Genomic DNA, 16,367 nt, shown 5'->3' with positions numbered 1-16,367 from the left:
AGGGCGCGTCACGCAGCGGTGGCGGTCGGCGCGAACAAGGCCTTGACCTGCGGGCGCAGCAGCACCACCAGCGTAAACACGCCGACGACGGTACCGAACGGCATGAAGGAGCAGGAAATGCCGGCCACGATCAGGCACAGCAGATGCCGTCTGCGCTGGGCGATGCAGCGGCCCGCGTAGGCCATGAACGCCGCCAGCGTCAGGCCGCAGCCAATGAACACAGCCGCGAACACCACGAAGAACCAGCCGAACAATCGCGGATCCATCGATGGTGCGTCCGCATTGGCATGTGTCATGGGCAGGTGCCCGGTGATGATTGCAATTCCCATGAACAGATGGATCAACGGGAAAAGCGAAAACAGCGCAGTGATCGCGGCCAGCACATAGTGAAAGACCGACAGCAGTTTCAGGTGCTGGAGATCGTCAGCGCTGGCCGATGCCGGCAGTGCGCGTGGGGAAGCGTCCATGCAGCTCTCCTCGATCAACCGATCCGCACGCGCTCGTCGCCCTGTGCCGGGACCACCTGGCCGATGCGCCAATGCGCCAGCGACTGCGCATCCAGCGCCTGTTCCAGCGCGGCAGCCTGCTCGGGGGCGGCGATCAGCACGAAGCCGATGCCGCAGTTGAAGGTGCGCCACATTTCGGCATCGGCCACCGCGCCTTCGCGCTGCAGCCAGGCGAATACCGGCGGCAGCGTCCAGGCCTTGGCGTCGATGTCCAGGCCCAGGCCGTCGGGGATCACCCGGATGATGTTTTCGGTCAGCCCGCCGCCGGTGATGTGCGCCATGGCGTGGATCGTCTCGCCGTGCGACTTGAGCAGCGCCAGGATCGGCTTGACGTACAGCGCGGTGGGCGCCATCAGCGCATCGATCAGCCTGACGCCGTCGTCCAGCACCAGCTCGGCGGGTGAGCCGGCACGTTCGTAGATCTTGCGGATCAGCGAGTAGCCATTGGAATGCGGGCCGGACGAGGCGATGCCAATCAGCACGTCGCCCGCGCGCACCTGTGCGCCGTCCAGCAGCTGCGATTTTTCCACCGCGCCGACGGTGAAGCCGGCCAGGTCGTACTCGCCCGGCGGATACATGTCGGGCATCTCGGCGGTTTCGCCGCCGATCAGGGCGCAGCCGGACAGCTCGCAGCCGCGCGCGATGCCGCCGACCACCGCCGCGGCGGTGTCCACGTCCAGCTTGCCGGTGGCGAAATAATCTAAGAAGAACAACGGCTCGGCGCCCTGCACCAGCACGTCGTTGACGCACATGCCGACCAGGTCGATGCCGATGGTGTCGTGCCGGCCCAGCTGCTGCGCCAGCTTGAGCTTGGTGCCGACGCCGTCGGTGCCGGACACCAGCACCGGCTCCCGGTACTTGCCGGACATGTCGAACAAGGCGCCAAAACCACCCAGGCCGCCCATCACCTCTGGCCGGAAGCTGCGCTTGACCAGCGGCTTGATACGTTCGACCAATGCATTGCCGGCATCGATGTCGACACCTGCCTCACGGTAGGTCATGGGCGAGGGATTGGAAGGCGTTGGACTGGTCACGGGCGGGGAGGGCTCGGCTGTAAAGGCGGCGATTTTAGCAGCCACGTTGGCGCTGGCGTCCCATTCGGGCAACAATTCACCCGGATACGCTTACGTCATGGAACCGTCGATGCGCCGCAGTCTCGCTTTCTTTCTCGCCCTCGTGGTCGCCATGCCCCTCGCGCCAGCCTTTGCGCAGGCCGATTTACGCACCGAAGGCGACGTCGCCAAGGCGCAAAGTGCCTACGAGGCCGAAGTGCCGGTCAACAGCCAGAGCGAGTCCGATCGCCCCGGTGCGCTGGCGCGCGCGCTCGGCGCGGTGCTGGGCAAGGTCTCCGGCGACCGCGGCGTGATGAGCCGCCCCGGCGTCTCGCAGGCATTACGCGGCGCGCCGGGCTATGTCGAAAACTACGATTACCGTCAGGACCAGGGCACCTCGCGCACCGGCGCGCCGACCTTCCGCACCGTGCTGGTGGCGCGCTTCCGGCAATCGGACGTGGATGGCCTGATCGCCGCGCTGGGCCTGCCGGTGTGGCCGCTGCCGCGGCCCAAGCCGGTGCTGTGGCTGGCCATCGACGACGGCAGCGGCCCGCGCCTGGTCGGCGTGGCGCAGGCCAATGCCGCGCGCAGCGTGCTGGACCGGGCGATCGAGCGCGGCTACCGGCTCGGCCTGCCTGGCGGTGCCGCCGCCGAGCAGGTGCTGGCCGGCGCGATCTGGCGCAAGGACACCGCCGCAGTGGCACGCGCCTCGGCCAAGTACAGCCCGCCGATGCAGTTGATCGGCAAGCTCTACCGCAATGACGCCGGCTGGACCGCCGATTGGGTCTTCGTCGACAACGGCAACGTGCTGTCCAGCTGGACCAGCAGCGACGCCGACGCGCGTCGCGCGATGGCTGCCGGTGCCGACGGTGCCGCCGATGCGCTGGTCAAGCGCTACGCCAAGCGCGTGGATTCGGGCGTGCCCGGGGTCTATCGCGCGGTGATCACCGGCATCAGCAGCGCCGACGATTACCTGCGCGTCTCTGCCGCACTGCAGGGCGTTTCGGTGGTGCGCAGCATCCGCCCGGTCAGTGCCAATGGCGACCGCATGGAAGTGGACCTGGAATTGCTCACGGGCATTTCCGGCCTCAACCGTATGCTCGGCGAGAACAGCCCGTTGGTGCCCGTGTCGGTGCCGACCGAGGGCCCGATCATTCTCGAAAACGAGCACGCCGAGTACCGCCTGAAATGACTTTGACTCCCGAAGCCGAGATCGCCCTGTTTCTGCGCCGCCTGAAATGGGTGGCGGTGACTGTCGGCGTGCTGTGGGTGGTATCGCTGCTGTCGCCGATCCTGACGCCGTTCGTGCTGGCGCTGCTGCTGGCCTGGCTGGGCGACCCGCTGGTGGACCGTATCGAGCGCGCCGGCCGCTCCCGCAACATCGCGGTGGTGCTGGTATTCGTGCTGGCGCTGCTGCTGTTCGTGCTGGCGCTGATGATCCTGGTGCCGATGATCGAGCGCCAGATCATGACCCTGATCGACGCGCTGCCGCAGATGCGTGTCTGGGCCATCAGTACCGCGATCCCGTGGCTGGAAGCCAAGACCGGCGTGGAGCTGATGGGCTGGCTGGACCCGGAACGTCTGATCGACTGGATCCGCAGCCACTGGGAGCAGGCCGGCGGCGCCGCCAAGACCTTCTTCGGCTACGTGCAGCGGTCGGGTTTTGCGATGGTGACCTGGGTGATCAACCTGGCATTGCTGCCGATCCTGGCGTTCTATTTCCTGCGTGACTGGGACCGCCTGGTCGAGCGTGTGGCCGCGGTCATTCCGCGCGCCTACATCGGCACCGTGAGCCGGCTGGCGCAGGAATCCAACGACGTGCTGGGTGGCTTCATCCGTGGCCAGTTCCTGGTGATGCTGGCGCTGGGGGCGATCTACGCCGCCGGCCTGTCCATCATCGGGCTCAATCTGGGCCTGTTGATCGGCATCATCGCCGGCCTGATCAGCTTCATTCCGTATCTGGGTGCCACCACCGGCATCGTGCTGGCCTTGCTGGCGGCGGTGGTGCAGGCACAGGGCTTCGACCTGAAGCTGCTGATCGGCGTCGGGGTGGTGTTCACCGTCGGCCAGCTGCTGGAAAGCTATGTGCTGACGCCGCGCATCGTCGGCGACAAGATCGGCCTGCATCCGGTGGCGGTGATCTTCGCGGTGATGGCGGGCGGCCAGTTGTTCGGCTTCCTCGGCATGCTGCTGGCGCTGCCGGTGGCGGCGGTGGCCAATGTGCTGCTGCGCTATGCGCATGAGCAGTACACGCGCAGCGATCTGTATGCGGGCGAACGTGCCGGCATCGTGCTGCAGTCCACCAACGAGCGCAGCGTGATCATCGACCCAGGCAAGGACACGGACCGGCTGTGAGCGTTCCGCAGTTGCCACTGGCGCTACGCGCGCCGCCCGATCAGCGATTCGATAGTTACATCGCCGCGCCCGACGGCCTGCTGTCGCAACTGCAGGCGTTGGCGGTCGGGCAGGTGAGCGACTGGCTGTATCTGGCCGGCCCCGCCGGCACCGGCAAGACGCATCTGGCGTTGTCGTTGTGCGCGGCAGCCGAGCAGGCCGGTCGTGCCCCGGCATACCTGCCTCTGCACGCCGCCACTGGCCGGTTGCGCGATGCGCTGGAAGCGCTGGAAGGGCGCAGCCTGGTCGCACTGGACGGCGTGGAAAGCATTGCCGGACAGCGCGACGACGAAGTGGCGCTGTTCGATTTCCACAACCGCGCGCGCGCTGCCGGCACCACCTTGCTGTACACCGCGCGGCACATGCCCGACGGCCTGGCCTTGGTATTGCCGGATCTGCGCTCGCGGCTGTCGCAATGCATCCGCATCAGCCTGCCGGTGCTCGACGACGCAGGGCGCGCGGCGGTGTTGCGTGATCGTGCGCAACGGCGCGGACTGGCGTTGGACGAGGCGGCAATCGACTGGCTGCTGACCCATAGCGAACGCGAACTGGCAGGACTGGTGGCATTGCTGGACCGGCTGGATCGCGAATCGCTGGCTGCCAAGCGCCGCATCACCGTGCCGTTTCTGCGGCGGGTGCTGGAGGATCGCGGCTCTTCGAGCAGCTGACGGAATTACTGCGCTCAGCGCTAGGTAGGCGCAGGTTGCTTAGCGCTTGCCATCTGCACATCTATCGCCGTGTCCGGGCATTCGAGGCACATCGCCTGAAGCTTGTAGAGCAGCTGATCTGCGGGTTGGCTGCATGGCCCTTGCCCGCCCACCGTCGCGGGACACGCCGCAAGTACGTCCTTGTAGGCTCTTACGCGGCATCCATGCCGCGTAAGGTCCCGCGACGGTAGGCGGGCAAGGACCTGTCGGGATGGTCGGTGCGCATGGACAAGAGCAGGAGCGGCGCCGGCGGTTTGGCTGCAAGTCCGGCGAGATGGTCGGTGCTTGGAGTTCTAGCAATGCGCGACGCGCGGCCCGGAATTTGCATGGGCGTGGCTGCGATCAGCCGCCGTCGTGCAGCAACCGGGCATCCAGCTCCGCCAATCGCTGCGGCGTGCCGACATCGGTCCAGCGCCCGGCATGGTGGATGCCATCGATCAGACCTGCCGCCATCTGCGCGCGCAGGATCGGCGCCAGCGCGAAGCGCGGCGCGGTGCCGGTGTGCTCCGGGAGCTGGCCGATGACCGATTGCCAATCGCGCAGCAACGCCGGTCGATACATGCCGATGCCGGCGTAGGTCAGCGTCGCGGGTAGATCTGCGCGCACCTTGCCATCGGCATCCAGCGCAAAGTCTGCGCGCGCCGCATAGGCGGGTTGATCGACCAGCACCAACTGCGCCAGGCCCGCCGGCGCAACCGACAGCTGCGCAAAATCGAAATCGGTCCAGATATCGCCGTTGACCAGCAGGAACGGGGCCTCGCCCAGTAACGGCAACGCGTGCAGCATGCCGCCGCCGGTTTCCAGCGGGGTGTCGCCCTCGAACGAGTACGTCAGCCGCAGCCCGAACGCGCTGCCATCGCCCAGTCCCTGTGGAAACTGCTCGGCCAGCCACGAGGTATTGATCACCACCTCGTCCACGCCCAGCGCGGCCAGCTTGCGCAGATGCCAGACGATCAGCGGTGTGCCGCCGACCGACAGCAGCGGCTTGGGCGTGCGCTCGGTCAACGGACGCATGCGCTCGCCGAAACCGGCCGCGAAGATCAGTGCCTTCATGCGCCGGCCCGCGCGGAGCGTGCCGCCAGGGCAGGTTTGACCAGGTCTTCCAGCAGGCCGATCAGCGGCGCAAGCTCGGGATGACGCGGCAACACCTCGTCCAGATAAACAATGAAACGCGGCACGTTATCCAGATACCAGTGCTTGCAGTCGCGATGGCTCAGGCGCGAGAAGATGCCGAGATTCTTCAGGTGCCGCTGCACGCCCATCCAGTCCGCATCACGCAGGAATTGCGCCAGCGGCGGCACCGGCAATCCAGCCGCTGCGGCACGCGCGTGGTAGCGTTCCAGCCAGCCATCCACGCGCGGCAGCGGCCAACTCACCGAGGTGTCCTTGAACAGACTGATCGGGTCGTAGGCGATCGGCCCGATCACGCAATCCTGGAAGTCGAGCACCGCCGGCCCGTCGCCGACCGGCATTAGATTGCGCGGCATGAAATCGCGGTGGGTAAAGACGCGCGGCTGCGCCAGTGCGTTGTCCATCAAGCGGCGCTGCATCAACTGCAGCTGCTCGGCCTGGCCGCAATCCAGCTGCAGGCCGAGGTGGCGGCCAAGAAACCATTCTTCGAACAGTCCGGCATCGCGTAGCAGCAGCGCCTCGCCGAACACGCCGCTGTCGGCAGGCGGCGCAATGCGCTGCAGCAGCAGCAACTGGCTGATCGCAGCATCCAGCAGCGCGTCGGCATTGGCGTCGGTCAGCACCTGCGCCAGGGTCGGCACGCCCAGGTCTTCCAGCAGCAGGAAGCCTGTCTCAAGATCCTGCGCAAGCACCTGCGGCACGCGCACGCCGTGGGTGCCCAGCAGGGCGCGCATGCGCAACCAGGGCGCCACGTTTTCCAACGCAGGTGGCGCATCCATCAGGATGCGGTCCACGCCGCGTCCTTGGGTACGCCAGTAACTGCGGAATCCCGCATCGACCGAGGCACGCTGCAGCGTGACCTCAGAGTCGTTCAACGCCTGCCGCGCCCATTGCAGACGAAGCGCAGCGCGCGCGGTATCGGGAGTCAACGATGACGTCATGGGTGAATGCTGTGTCGTGAAGTGAGGCGCCAGGTCGGCAGCGACGCCGGGTCGGTCAACGCTTGCTGCCACTGAACAGCCGCAGCAGCGCCAGGATCGCGATCGCACCCAGCAACGCGCCGAGGAAACCGGCCGGTTCGCCAGCGTGGTACCAGCCCATGTAGCGGCCGAACCAACTGGCCACCACTGCACCGGCGATGCCCAGCACGATGGTCAGCAGGCAACCCAGTCGCTGCGTGCCGGGCGTGATGAAACGCGCCAGCAGCCCGACCACGAAGCCGACCAGAATGATGTAAAGCCAGCTGTCGCTACCGAAGAGATTGTTCATCGCAGGCACCGAGGGAAGTGGGAGCGGCAGACTAGCATTCGCCGCTGCGGCAACCACATGGGCAGCACCGACTGCGACGAAGGCGTTGGGGTTATGTCCATGCGCGTGCCGCAGCGCACGGCAATGCCACTGGGCCGCCCCGGCATGCGCGGGGCGGTCCAGGGGGCAATCAGCAGCAGCCATGCCCACCATGACGGGTGCCGCTGTCGGCCGCCACCGGCGAGCCGCTGGTCTCGCCGCGCAGGCAGGCGGCGTGGTGCTCGGCGATCACCTTGGACACGCAGGCCGTGACCCGCTTGCCCATCGGGATATGCAGGAACTCGTTGGGGCCATGCGCATTGGAATGCGGGCCGAGCACGCCGGTGATCATGAACTGCGCGCCGGGGAACTTCTCGCCCAGCATGCCCATGAACGGGATCGAGCCGCCTTCGCCCATGTACATCGCCGGCTTGTCGAAGAACGCCAGGCTGGCGTCGTCGATGGCTTTTGCCAGCCATGGCGCCATCTCGGGCGCATTCCAGCCCGATGAGGCCTTTTCCAGTTCCAGGGTCACCTGTGCGCCGTTGGGTGGGTCGCGCAGCAAGGCCTCTTTCAGCAGTTCGCCACAGGCCTTGCCGTCGGCGGTTGGCGGCAGACGCAGCGACAGCTTCACCGCGGTCTGCGGACGCAGCACGTTGCCGGCCGACGCCAGCGGCGGCATGCCATCCACACCGGTGATCGACAACGCCGGGCGCCAGGTGCGGTTCAATACCAGCTCGGTGAGGTCGTCGTGCATCGGCACCAGGCCCTCGACCATCGGGAACTTGTCGAAGATGGCGGTATCCAGCGTCGCCGCAGCGGCCTTGGCCTGCGCCAGCCGTTCGGCCGGCACCTGCACATGCAGTCCGTCCAGCAGGATGCGGCCGCTGGCTTCGTCCTCGATCCGCGACAGCAGCTGGCGCAGCAGGCGGAAGCTGGACGGCACCACGCCGGAGGCATCGCCCGAATGCACGCCTTCCTCCAGCACCTTCACGCTCAGGTTGCCGCCGGTCAGCCCGCGCAGCGAGGTGGTGCACCACAGCTGCTCATAGTTGCCGCAGCCCGAATCCAGGCACACCACCAGCGATGGCTTGCCGATGCGTGCGGCCAGATGGTCGACGTAGGCCGGCAGGTCGTAGCTGCCGGATTCCTCGCAGGCCTCGATCAGCACCACGCAGCGCGCATGCGGCAGGCCCTGGGTGCGCAGCGCCAGTACCGCCGCCAGCGAACCGAAGATCGCGTAACCATCGTCGGCGCCACCGCGCCCGTACAGCTTGTCGTCGCGCAGCACCGGCTCCCATGGGCCGAGGTCCGCATCCCAGCCGGTCATTTCCGGCTGCTTGTCCAGGTGGCCGTACAGCAGCACGGTGTCGTCGCCCGATTCGGCACCGGTTGCCGGAATCTCGATGAAGATCAACGGCGTGCGGCCTCCCAGGCGCACCACCTCGACCTGCATGCCCTCGATGGCCTGCGCGCGCGCCCAGGTTTCCATCAGGGTGACCGCTTGCTCCATGTAGCCGTGCGCGACCCAATCGGCGTCGAACATCGGCGATTTATTGGGGATGCGGATGTAATCGACCAATTGCGGGACGATCTCGCGGTCCCAGGTGTCGCTGATGAATTGGTCGATCTTGGCGCTGTCCATGGAGGCTCCGAATACGTGACGTAACGGCACATTCTACGCCCGTGCCTGGGGGTAGGTATTTCCCTACAAGGCGGCGCGCAGTTCACCGGCTGTGTGAAAAGTTCGTTGGCGATAGGATTGCTGCATGTGGCGCGGGACACTGGCTCGGCCGGCAGGAATGCTGGCTAGGACCATCACCCAAGCCACAAGGAGCGTTGCAATGAAGTCATTTACCGTAGCCCTGAAGTCCCTGCTACTGGTGTTGCTGTTGTCCTCGAATGCGTATGCACTCGACAAGGTCGATATCAACACCGCGTCTGCTGAGGAATTGGACAAGGTGCTGACGAACGTCGGGCGATCAAAAGCCGAGGCAATCGTCGAGCACCGACAGGCAAACGGTCCCTTCAAGAGTGCCGAGGAACTGGCACTGGTCAAGGGCATCGGACTCAAGACGGTCGAACGGAATCGAGACCTGATCGAAGTGGGAGCCACGATGGCTCCCGCCAAGAAGGCTGCCAAGGGGGCGGCGGTGAAACCGGTGGGACGGCGTTAACGGGAAAGGATCCGAGATACGGTTCGACGCGAGGATGCGTGGCCGCAACCTAACTGGACAGGATGTCTGGGGGATGGCTGGAAGCCGACAAGGACGTGGAATCGCCCGGTGTTGCACTTGGATGTGCAGCCGGGCGTTTTTCGTTTTGGGTCCGCGTGGGTTGCGAGCGCACGCAAGCATCGATTACTGCGGGAAACCAGCGCCCTCCGCATGAAGCGCTACTCACTCCGTGAGGCACCAGCCGCTTCGTGGGTATCGGCCACACCCTCGAGTTGAAACTTGGCATTGAGGCTCAGGCACTTCAGTAGCCCTGAAGCACCGCATGACGGCTTGGCGCCGCGCTTGCGGCACAATGCGCCCATGCAGCTGACAGACCTGAGCAGCCGGGTGATTCCGGCCACCGAATACCGCCGCGAGCGGTGGCGCAATCAACTGGGCTGGACGCGCGAGATCCTGCGCCTCGGCGACGCCGATGCGTGGTCGCTACGCCTGTCGATTGCCGAGATCGAGCAGGATGCGGCGTTTTCCGCGTTCCCGGGCATCGATCGCGAGCTGGTGCTGTTGCACGGCAATGGCATGCGGCTGCAGTTTGGCGATGCTGTCAGCGGTAGGGTCAGCGACACCGACACAAGCACAGGCAACGACACCAGCACAGGCACCGATGCAGGCATTGGCATCGGCACGGCTACTAGCGGCGGTGTCAGCAAAAGCGATAGCGGCAGTGGCAATTGCAATTGCAATTGCAATAAGGCCAGTGGCGCTGACCAGGGCGACCATGCCGCCGGCGCCGCTGCCGACGTTCCTGGCAGCAGTCATCGCAGCTGCGAGTTGCTGCCGCCGCACCAGCGCGTCCGATTTGCAGGCGAGGAAACGGTACATGCCACGCTGCTCGACGGGCCGACCCAGGATTTCAACCTGATGTGGCGGCGCGATCGGCTGCAGACCGAACTGCTGCACCGGCCGCTGGTCGGCACCATGCTGTTTTTCGCCGACCCGGGCAGCGCCTGGGCGATCCACCTGCTGGCAGGCCAGGCCAGCTTCGGGCGCGAGAGTGGCCTGCCACCGCTGGCTGCCGGCGATACCGCGTGGCTGAGCGCCTCCACACGCACGCGCCATGTGCTCGACGGCGGCGGCGAGCTGCTGGCGATCCGGGTGAGCCCGGTCTAGGGCCTTTCACGTATCTGCGAGCAGGGCGCGCCTCCTGGCACGCGCCCGGATGCATTCGTGTCAACGCAGACAAGCGACGGCATCGCTGTGCCACCTGGCTAGGGAACGGTGCAGGCGCCGGGAGTGGTTCCGGCAATTCCAGGGGGAAACCAATGAGTACCATCAGCTCGGTCGGAGCCGGCTATGCCGCCTACACGTCCTATGCAAGCCGCAGTGCGACCACCGGCAACGCCGCATCCGCCGCACAGGCGGAAAAAACCAATCCGCTGACGCAGTTGTTCAAATCCATCGATAGCGACAGCGATGGCAGCCTGACCGCGTCCGAGCTATCGACCGCGCTGTCGTCCAATAGCGATGACGACAGCAAGATCGACATCGACGGGCTGCTGAGCATGCTCGATCAGGATGGTGGCGGCACCGTCAGCGAGAGCGAACTGGCGCAGGCCTTGCCGCCGCCTCCGCCACCGCCGGGTGAGCAAGGACAGGATGTGCAGTCGTTGTTTGCCGGCCTGGACAGCGATGGCGACGACAGTGTCAGCAGCGGTGAATTGAGCACGCTGGTCAATGGCGACAGTGCGTCGAGCACGCAGCTGCTGGACCTGCTCGACAGCGACAAGAGCGGGGCGCTGAGTCTGCAGGAACTGCAGGAGGCGATGCAGCCACGCGATCCGCCGCCGCGACCGCCGTCATCGGCCGATGCATCCAGCAGCGACGGCACACAGCAGGCCTATGCAGCGTTGATGCAGATGGCCGTGGGGCAGTACCGCAGCATTGGCGGCAGCGCGACAACGAGCAATCTGGTCGATCTGGCAGCGTAATGCGGTGATCGAGAGAGAATGGGGAAGCCGGAGCGCGGTCCTGGATCAGCCGGTGCGTCTAGCGCGCAGCCACCGCAAGCAGGGATGTTGCGGATTTCAGCAGCAGACGCGCTGTGAGTATCTGCGTAATCGCTTTGTTGAGCGCTTTTGGCGGTGCCGCGTGCGATGGTTCAGTACACGTCGCGGCGATAGCGCCCGCTGCCCAGCAGTTCCTGTCTGACATCGGCTCCGAGGATGCAATCCAGCGTGCGGTCGAGTTCGGGTGCCATGCCGCGCAGGCTGCCGCAGACGTAGATGCAGGCACCTTGATCGATCCAATGACGCAGGCGATCGGCGGCTGCGGCCAGTGCGTGTTGGACGTAATGCGGTGGCTGTGGTTGATCGCGCGAGTAGACAAGCTCCAGGCGTTCGATCCAGCCGTCCTGATGCCACTGCTGCAACTCGTCGGCATACAGCGCGTCGTGCGCGGCATTGCGTTCGCCGAACAGCAGCCAGTTGCGCCGCGCGCCGGCTGCGATGCGTGCACGTAGATGCGCGCGCAGACCGGCGATGCCGGTGCCGTTGCCGATCAGCAGCATCGGCTGGTCGGGTGCGGGTGGGTGGAAGCCGGGGTTGCTGCGCAAGCGCAGCGCGATGGCTGCGCCGATCGGTGCATGGACGCAGAGCCAGCCGCTACCCAGCCCCAGGCTGCCGTCGACGTGCCGATGCTCGCGCACCAGCAGTTCGGCATGGCCTTCCTCGGGGATAGAGGCAAGCGAATAGTCGCGATGGGGCAGGGTGACCAAACTGCGCACCAACGCATCTGCGTCCAGTGGTGAAGTTGTGCCTGTGGCTGTTCCCGTAGCTGTATCAGTGCCTTTACCTGTGTCCGTAGTTGGGTCGATTCTGGCTTCGGCTTTGGCGCCAGCACTAGCACTAGCACTAGCACTAGCTCTGAGGCTGGCACCGGCACCCACACCGATACCGAGAGCGGCATCGGCATCGATGGGAAGTTGCGCGCCGCCGAGCCAGTCGCGCAGGGGGCGGCCGTCGACGTGCTGCGCGCCATCGTAGTGGTTGCGCCGCAGCCAGGACTCGACCGCATCAGGGGCGTGACGCGGTGCGATCTCCGCGATATCGCCTGCGCTCCACTGCGGCAACGCGCCATCGCATGGCGTCAGGCGCAGCCGGTAAATCGGCGCACCCGCACTGCCGGGATTGACGTGGACACGTTCGCGTAGCTGCCAGGTGGTGTAGGTGGGCAGGCTCCAGTCGGGTTGCGTCGCCAGTGCGGGCGCCAGTTCCGCCAGACGGCGTTGCCAGTGCTGCAGGGCGTTCGGGTCAGCGTTATCGACCTCGATGCGTTCGAAAAGGCGAGTGGCGCCGCGCGCCTGCAGGCGATCGTCGAGGCGTCGGCCGAACGCGCAGTAGTGCGCGTAACCACGGTCGCCAAGCGCCAGCACTGCGTACTGCACCGCCGTCAGATCCTGCGCGTGGTCGGCACGCCAGGCGCGCTCGGCGGCCTGCGCATGGTCGGGCGCATCGCCTTCGCCGGTGGTGCTGACGATGCACAGCAGCCGCGGCACGCGTGCGAGTTGATCGCTATCGACGGCTTCGATCGGCAGCGCATGCGCACCGACGCCTGCCGATTGCAGCGCGGCAACGCTGCGGTGCGCCAGCTCACGCGCAAATCCGGTCTGGCTTGCCCAGACGATCAACACGCCGCTAGCGTCTGCGCGTTGTGCGCCGACGCGCTTGCGGGCACGCAGCAGCACGACCGCGCACAGGCTCAGATACATTGCCAGGCCGAGCGCTGCCAGTTGCCAGCGATGCGGCGTGGGTGGGCTCCACCATGCGCCCTCATGCAGGCCGGCCAGCCAGCCGACGATGACCGCAAGCGCCAGCAGAGCCAGCCCGTTGCCCAGCCACACGCGTGAGGTGGTGTTGCTCATGACGCGGACAGGTGGCGTTCGAATGCCGGGCTCATGGATTCGAGCAGGATGCCGTCCTTGCGTGCAAGGAATCGCACGGCCAGGTCCGCCTTGCGTGCATGGGCAAGACCGGCATCAACGCCAAGCACGGTCATCGCGGTGGCCCAGGCATCGGCCTGCATCGCATCGGGCGCGAGTACGGTGACCGCCGCAGGGGCATGCGGAACGGGCGCGCCGGTGCGTGGGTCGAAGGTGTGCGTGTAGCGTGTGCCATCGGCATCGAAGCGGTGCCAGCGATCGCCGGAGGTGGCGACCGCCAGGCCGTCCAGCACCAGCACGCGTGGTGGCAGCGCGCTGCCGGCATCTTCGTCGGGGGCGGATTCGACCAGCACGCGCCAAGCGCTGGCATCGGGCTTGCGTCCGTAGCCGAACAATTCGCCGCCGACCTCGATCAATGCACTGTCGATACCCGACTGCAGCAATGCGCGATGCACGCAGTCCACACCGAAGCCCTTGGCGATGCCGGACAGATCCAGCGCCGCTGCGCCCGGCTGCAGCATCCGCTTGCCATCCAACTGCAGGCGTTGCCAGCCGCAACGCAGGCTCGCCAATGCGATCGCCTGCGCTTCCGGCACACGCCGGCGCGTGCCGGCGGCGCCGAAGCCCCATAGCTCGACCATCGGGCCAACCGTGGGATCGAAGGCACCCTCGCTGGCCTGTGCGATCTCCAATGCTGTGCTCAGCACTGCGTGGAATTCGTCGGGCAGGTGGTGCCAGCTGCCCGACGGTGCGCGGTTGTAACGGCTGATATCCGAATCGACCTCCCAGGTACTCATCTGCGCGACCACGCGATCCAGCGCGGCCTGGATGCACGCATGCAAGGGGTGCAGATCGCGTCCGCGCGGCGCCACCAGCTTCACGCTCCAGGTGGTGCCCATGCTGCGGCCGCCGAGCGTGGCAATGGCGTGGTCGGCGGAAGACGATGCGGGCATGGACGGGTCTTATGAGGATGGGGCGGCAGGATGCACGCTGTGTGCGCTCCTGCCGCGTGCCGGCAGATTACTGCGGCAATACTTCCAGGGTGGCGACATAGCCCAGGCGGCGCTGCTTGGCCTGCGGCAGCGAGGTCTTGGTGTCTTCGGTGGTGGTTTCCAGCCAGTACATGCCCGGTTCCGGCCAGGTCACGCTGAAGCCGCCCTTGGCATCGGTTTTGAGCTTGATCTCGTTCTGCGCATCGCGATAGCGGGTGCCGCCGCGCACGATCTCTACCTCCAGCCCGGCGGCCGGTTTGCCATCCAGCTGCAGCGTGAATTGCGCCGCTTCGCCGGCGACCAGATCGTTGGGATGAGTCACCGGAATCAACTCGATGCCCTTGCCGGCGGGCTTGAAGACCGTGGTGGTCGGCGCACCGCGGGTGACGAAGGTCTCCACCCTGTTGAAGGACTGCGAGACCTGTAGATCCTGCGCGTTCTTCGGCACCTCGGTGGCGAAGCGGGCTTCGTCGCCACGCCAGCGCTTGGGCTTGCCGTCTTCCTTCCAGCTGGCGAACAGGCCGGCATTGACGATGCTCAGCTTGTAGGTGCCGGGCTGGGTGAGCTGCAGGTCGAACACGCTGCGGTACTTGCCGGTGGCCGGATTTTCCGGCTTGAGCGCGCTGCCATCGGGCGCGGTGATGCTCAGGTTGTCCAGGCGCAGCGGCACGTGGTTGAAGTAGAACAGGTCGTTGGACACCGCTGCATCCACGGTGATCCACGGCGCCTCACCGGCGATGACGGTCTGCGACGGCAGCAACCAGGCCTTGTGGGCGAGTGCGCTGAGCGGCAGTGCGGCGAGCATGGCGATCAGGACGAGCGAACGTTTCATGACAACTCCTTGAAGGACGATGAGGACGGTGGGTCACGTGTCTGATCAGCGCGCAGGTATGGCGCTGCGTGGATGCGTGGGAAGCGAATGTGTCTGGCAACGCGATGCATTGCGCAGCTGCGCCGTGGCCGGCCGCGTGTGCTGCGCGCGGCCGCCACCAGCAGGCAATGTTCAGGGTTTGGCGACCAGGCTGATGGCGCCGAGCTCGCTGCTGCCGCTGGCCTTGGCGGTCTGCGCAGACGTCGTCGGCCAGGTGAAGGGCACCTTGACCAGCTCGCGGCCGCCGACCTCGCGCGCGGCTTCCACCACCAGCGTGTACTGGCCGGGCGGGAGCGACTTCAACGCGCCCTTGGTGTCGGAGAACGACAACGCATGCGCGCCGGCCGGACGGGTGGGGCCGGTGACGCCGTCGACCGGCACCTCGAGGGTGCGCCCGCTCTTGCGCCACCACTGGCGCAGGTCCGGCAGCCACTTGGTGCCGTGGCCTTCGGCGGTGTCCTTGGATTGATACCAGACCGCCAGATTGGCGGCGACCTTCTGGTCCGCACCTTCCAGCCAGATCGCCACGTACGGGCGGTGATATTCGGCGACGTTGAGCTTGGGGATCTCGACGTTGATGTCGAGCGTGGCGGCGTATGCCGGCATGGCGAGCAGGCCGCTCAGGGCGATGGTCAGGGTGGCGCGCATGATCGTCTCCGGTAGGAAAAAGTCAGTGGATCAACAGCAGGGCGAGCAGCAACGGAATCAGCAGACCCAGGCCGACCAATGGCCAGGTCATGCGGCGCTGGCGGGCATGCAGATGCAGCAGGAACAGCCCGGTGATGCAGAACACCAGGCAGGCGATGGCGAACACGTCGATGAACCAGCCCCAGGCCGGCCCGGCATTGCGTCCCTTGTGCAGATCGTTGAGATAGGCGATGGCGCCGCGCCCGGTACGCTCGTATTCGATCGCGCCGGTGCCGCGGTCCAGGCTCAGCCAGGCATCGCCGCCAGGACGCGGCAGCGCCAGATACACCTCGTCGGCCGACCATTCGCCGGCACGCGTGCCGATGCTGATATCCAGCTCACGCCCCAGCCATTGCGCCACGCGTGGCGGCAGCGGGGCATCGCCGTCCTCGCGGCTGCCCAGGGACTTGAGCAGGGCCGGCGGCAGCGTGAGCGTGCGGTGTTCGGTCGAAGGGCTGGCTTCGATGCGCGCGGCATGGTTCAAGGTCAGCCCGGTGATGGCGAACAGCAGCATGCCGATCAGGCACAGCGCCGAACTGATCCAGTGCCATTGATGCAGCATGCGCAGCCAGAAACCGCGGCGTTGCTGGGAGGTGGCAAGCGTGTCGTTGGAGGTCGCCATGGCGCGC

17 protein-coding genes are annotated in these 16,367 nt (G+C 66.4%); 6 read left to right on the top strand and 11 right to left on the bottom strand.

Annotation, left to right across the window (positions count from 1 at the left end; translation table 11 throughout):
* Positions 1 to 8: 8 nt before the first annotated feature.
* Together AC06DU_RS14395 and purM are read right to left on the bottom strand one after the other, a co-directional pair.
* Positions 9 to 467 (bottom strand): hypothetical protein, encoded by a 459-nt coding sequence (locus AC06DU_RS14395; protein WP_065032605.1) that lies wholly within the window; start codon positions 465 to 467, stop codon positions 9 to 11.
* A gap of 14 nt (positions 468 to 481) precedes the next feature.
* Positions 482 to 1,615, bottom strand: a complete 1,134-nt coding sequence (gene purM / locus AC06DU_RS14390; RefSeq protein WP_478202694.1) for a phosphoribosylformylglycinamidine cyclo-ligase — start codon at positions 1,613 to 1,615, stop codon at positions 482 to 484.
* 22 nt (positions 1,616 to 1,637) lie between these two features.
* Here purM and AC06DU_RS14385 point away from each other — a divergent pair, with 22 nt between their 5' ends.
* Genes AC06DU_RS14385 through hda form a run of 3 tightly spaced genes read left to right on the top strand, consistent with a single transcriptional unit; the run spans position 1,638 to position 4,620 of the window.
* On the top strand, positions 1,638 to 2,750 hold the full coding sequence (locus tag AC06DU_RS14385) for a DUF2066 domain-containing protein (RefSeq protein WP_478202693.1): 1,113 nt from the start codon (positions 1,638 to 1,640) through the stop codon (positions 2,748 to 2,750).
* Positions 2,747 to 3,913, top strand: coding sequence for an AI-2E family transporter (locus AC06DU_RS14380; RefSeq protein ID WP_478202692.1), 1,167 nt, complete (start codon positions 2,747 to 2,749; stop codon positions 3,911 to 3,913). The genes AC06DU_RS14385 and AC06DU_RS14380 overlap by 4 nt, the downstream gene beginning before the upstream one ends.
* Complete coding sequence (hda, locus tag AC06DU_RS14375) at positions 3,910 to 4,620, top strand: DnaA regulatory inactivator Hda (protein ID WP_039515168.1); 711 nt, start codon at positions 3,910 to 3,912, stop codon at positions 4,618 to 4,620. Before AC06DU_RS14380 ends, hda begins: the two co-directional genes overlap by 4 nt.
* A gap of 381 nt (positions 4,621 to 5,001) precedes the next feature.
* Here hda and murU read toward each other — a convergent pair whose 3' ends face one another.
* The 4 genes from murU to AC06DU_RS14355 all read right to left on the bottom strand — a co-directional run bounded on the left by murU (position 5,002) and on the right by AC06DU_RS14355 (position 8,722).
* A complete protein-coding gene (gene murU / locus AC06DU_RS14370; RefSeq protein WP_478202691.1) occupies positions 5,002 to 5,712 on the bottom strand; it encodes an N-acetylmuramate alpha-1-phosphate uridylyltransferase MurU in 711 nt (236 codons plus the stop codon).
* Positions 5,709 to 6,731 carry an aminoglycoside phosphotransferase family protein gene (locus AC06DU_RS14365; protein WP_478202690.1) on the bottom strand — a complete coding sequence of 341 codons (1,023 nt, stop codon included), beginning with the start codon at positions 6,729 to 6,731 and terminating at the stop codon, positions 5,709 to 5,711. The genes murU and AC06DU_RS14365 overlap by 4 nt, the downstream gene beginning before the upstream one ends.
* Positions 6,732 to 6,786: 55 nt before the next feature.
* Positions 6,787 to 7,059: a GlsB/YeaQ/YmgE family stress response membrane protein gene (locus AC06DU_RS14360; RefSeq protein ID WP_006452367.1), complete on the bottom strand. Its 273-nt coding sequence runs from the start codon at positions 7,057 to 7,059 to the stop codon at positions 6,787 to 6,789.
* Between the two features lie 169 nt (positions 7,060 to 7,228).
* A complete protein-coding gene (locus AC06DU_RS14355; protein ID WP_478202689.1) occupies positions 7,229 to 8,722 on the bottom strand; it encodes a M20 family metallopeptidase in 1,494 nt (497 codons plus the stop codon).
* A 157-nt stretch (positions 8,723 to 8,879) separates the two neighbouring features.
* Here AC06DU_RS14355 and AC06DU_RS14350 point away from each other — a divergent pair, with 157 nt between their 5' ends.
* The 3 genes from AC06DU_RS14350 to xopAW all read left to right on the top strand — a co-directional run bounded on the left by AC06DU_RS14350 (position 8,880) and on the right by xopAW (position 11,239).
* Positions 8,880 to 9,254 carry a ComEA family DNA-binding protein gene (locus tag AC06DU_RS14350; protein WP_308409822.1) on the top strand — a complete coding sequence of 125 codons (375 nt, stop codon included), beginning with the start codon at positions 8,880 to 8,882 and terminating at the stop codon, positions 9,252 to 9,254.
* A gap of 360 nt (positions 9,255 to 9,614) precedes the next feature.
* Complete coding sequence (locus tag AC06DU_RS14345) at positions 9,615 to 10,421, top strand: HutD/Ves family protein (protein ID WP_478202688.1); 807 nt, start codon at positions 9,615 to 9,617, stop codon at positions 10,419 to 10,421.
* A 152-nt stretch (positions 10,422 to 10,573) separates the two neighbouring features.
* The gene (gene xopAW / locus AC06DU_RS14340; protein WP_102251588.1) at positions 10,574 to 11,239 is read left to right on the top strand and encodes an EF-hand domain-containing protein; all 666 of its coding nucleotides are present in this window, start codon (positions 10,574 to 10,576) and stop codon (positions 11,237 to 11,239) included.
* Between the two features lie 170 nt (positions 11,240 to 11,409).
* Here the strand turns inward: xopAW and AC06DU_RS14335 are convergent, their stop codons facing one another.
* From AC06DU_RS14335 to AC06DU_RS14315, 5 genes are all read right to left on the bottom strand, one after another.
* A complete protein-coding gene (locus AC06DU_RS14335; RefSeq protein ID WP_478202687.1) occupies positions 11,410 to 13,170 on the bottom strand; it encodes a flavodoxin domain-containing protein in 1,761 nt (586 codons plus the stop codon).
* Entirely contained in the window at positions 13,167 to 14,141 is a 975-nt protein-coding gene (locus AC06DU_RS14330) for an FAD:protein FMN transferase (protein ID WP_167709263.1), read from the bottom strand. Before AC06DU_RS14330 ends, AC06DU_RS14335 begins: the two co-directional genes overlap by 4 nt.
* A 67-nt stretch (positions 14,142 to 14,208) precedes the next feature.
* Positions 14,209 to 15,012, bottom strand: coding sequence for a DUF4198 domain-containing protein (locus AC06DU_RS14325; RefSeq protein ID WP_126965869.1), 804 nt, complete (start codon positions 15,010 to 15,012; stop codon positions 14,209 to 14,211).
* A gap of 171 nt (positions 15,013 to 15,183) precedes the next feature.
* Positions 15,184 to 15,699 carry a DUF2271 domain-containing protein gene (locus AC06DU_RS14320; RefSeq protein ID WP_167709261.1) on the bottom strand — a complete coding sequence of 172 codons (516 nt, stop codon included), beginning with the start codon at positions 15,697 to 15,699 and terminating at the stop codon, positions 15,184 to 15,186.
* A gap of 22 nt (positions 15,700 to 15,721) precedes the next feature.
* The gene (locus tag AC06DU_RS14315; RefSeq protein ID WP_228911318.1) at positions 15,722 to 16,360 is read right to left on the bottom strand and encodes a PepSY-associated TM helix domain-containing protein; all 639 of its coding nucleotides are present in this window, start codon (positions 16,358 to 16,360) and stop codon (positions 15,722 to 15,724) included.
* Between the last annotated feature and the right edge of the window lie 7 nt (positions 16,361 to 16,367).

The sequence above is a fragment of the Xanthomonas sp. NCPPB 3200 genome, from assembly GCF_056393585.1.
This window is presented reverse-complemented; position numbering and strand designations above follow the sequence as displayed.

Excerpts from the sequence above, each read along its gene's own strand:
- AC06DU_RS14330 (WP_167709263.1), bottom strand. The coding sequence starts at position 14,141 with ATGCCCGCATCGTCTTCCGCCGACCACGCCATTGCCACGCTCGGCGGC.
- AC06DU_RS14335 (WP_478202687.1), bottom strand. The coding sequence starts at position 13,170 with ATGAGCAACACCACCTCACGCGTGTGGCTGGGCAACGGGCTGGCTCTG.
- AC06DU_RS14360 (WP_006452367.1), bottom strand. The coding sequence starts at position 7,059 with ATGAACAATCTCTTCGGTAGCGACAGCTGGCTTTACATCATTCTGGTC.
- AC06DU_RS14395 (WP_065032605.1), bottom strand. The coding sequence starts at position 467 with ATGGACGCTTCCCCACGCGCACTGCCGGCATCGGCCAGCGCTGACGAT.
- AC06DU_RS14355 (WP_478202689.1), bottom strand. The coding sequence starts at position 8,722 with ATGGACAGCGCCAAGATCGACCAATTCATCAGCGACACCTGGGACCGC.
- AC06DU_RS14320 (WP_167709261.1), bottom strand. The coding sequence starts at position 15,699 with ATGCGCGCCACCCTGACCATCGCCCTGAGCGGCCTGCTCGCCATGCCG.
- AC06DU_RS14345 (WP_478202688.1), top strand. The coding sequence starts at position 9,615 with ATGCAGCTGACAGACCTGAGCAGCCGGGTGATTCCGGCCACCGAATAC.
- AC06DU_RS14315 (WP_228911318.1), bottom strand. The coding sequence starts at position 16,360 with ATGGCGACCTCCAACGACACGCTTGCCACCTCCCAGCAACGCCGCGGT.
- murU (WP_478202691.1), bottom strand. The coding sequence starts at position 5,712 with ATGAAGGCACTGATCTTCGCGGCCGGTTTCGGCGAGCGCATGCGTCCG.
- xopAW (WP_102251588.1), top strand. The coding sequence starts at position 10,574 with ATGAGTACCATCAGCTCGGTCGGAGCCGGCTATGCCGCCTACACGTCC.
- AC06DU_RS14325 (WP_126965869.1), bottom strand. The coding sequence starts at position 15,012 with ATGAAACGTTCGCTCGTCCTGATCGCCATGCTCGCCGCACTGCCGCTC.
- AC06DU_RS14385 (WP_478202693.1), top strand. The coding sequence starts at position 1,638 with ATGGAACCGTCGATGCGCCGCAGTCTCGCTTTCTTTCTCGCCCTCGTG.
- AC06DU_RS14380 (WP_478202692.1), top strand. The coding sequence starts at position 2,747 with ATGACTTTGACTCCCGAAGCCGAGATCGCCCTGTTTCTGCGCCGCCTG.
- AC06DU_RS14350 (WP_308409822.1), top strand. The coding sequence starts at position 8,880 with ATGCTGGCTAGGACCATCACCCAAGCCACAAGGAGCGTTGCAATGAAG.
- AC06DU_RS14365 (WP_478202690.1), bottom strand. The coding sequence starts at position 6,731 with ATGACGTCATCGTTGACTCCCGATACCGCGCGCGCTGCGCTTCGTCTG.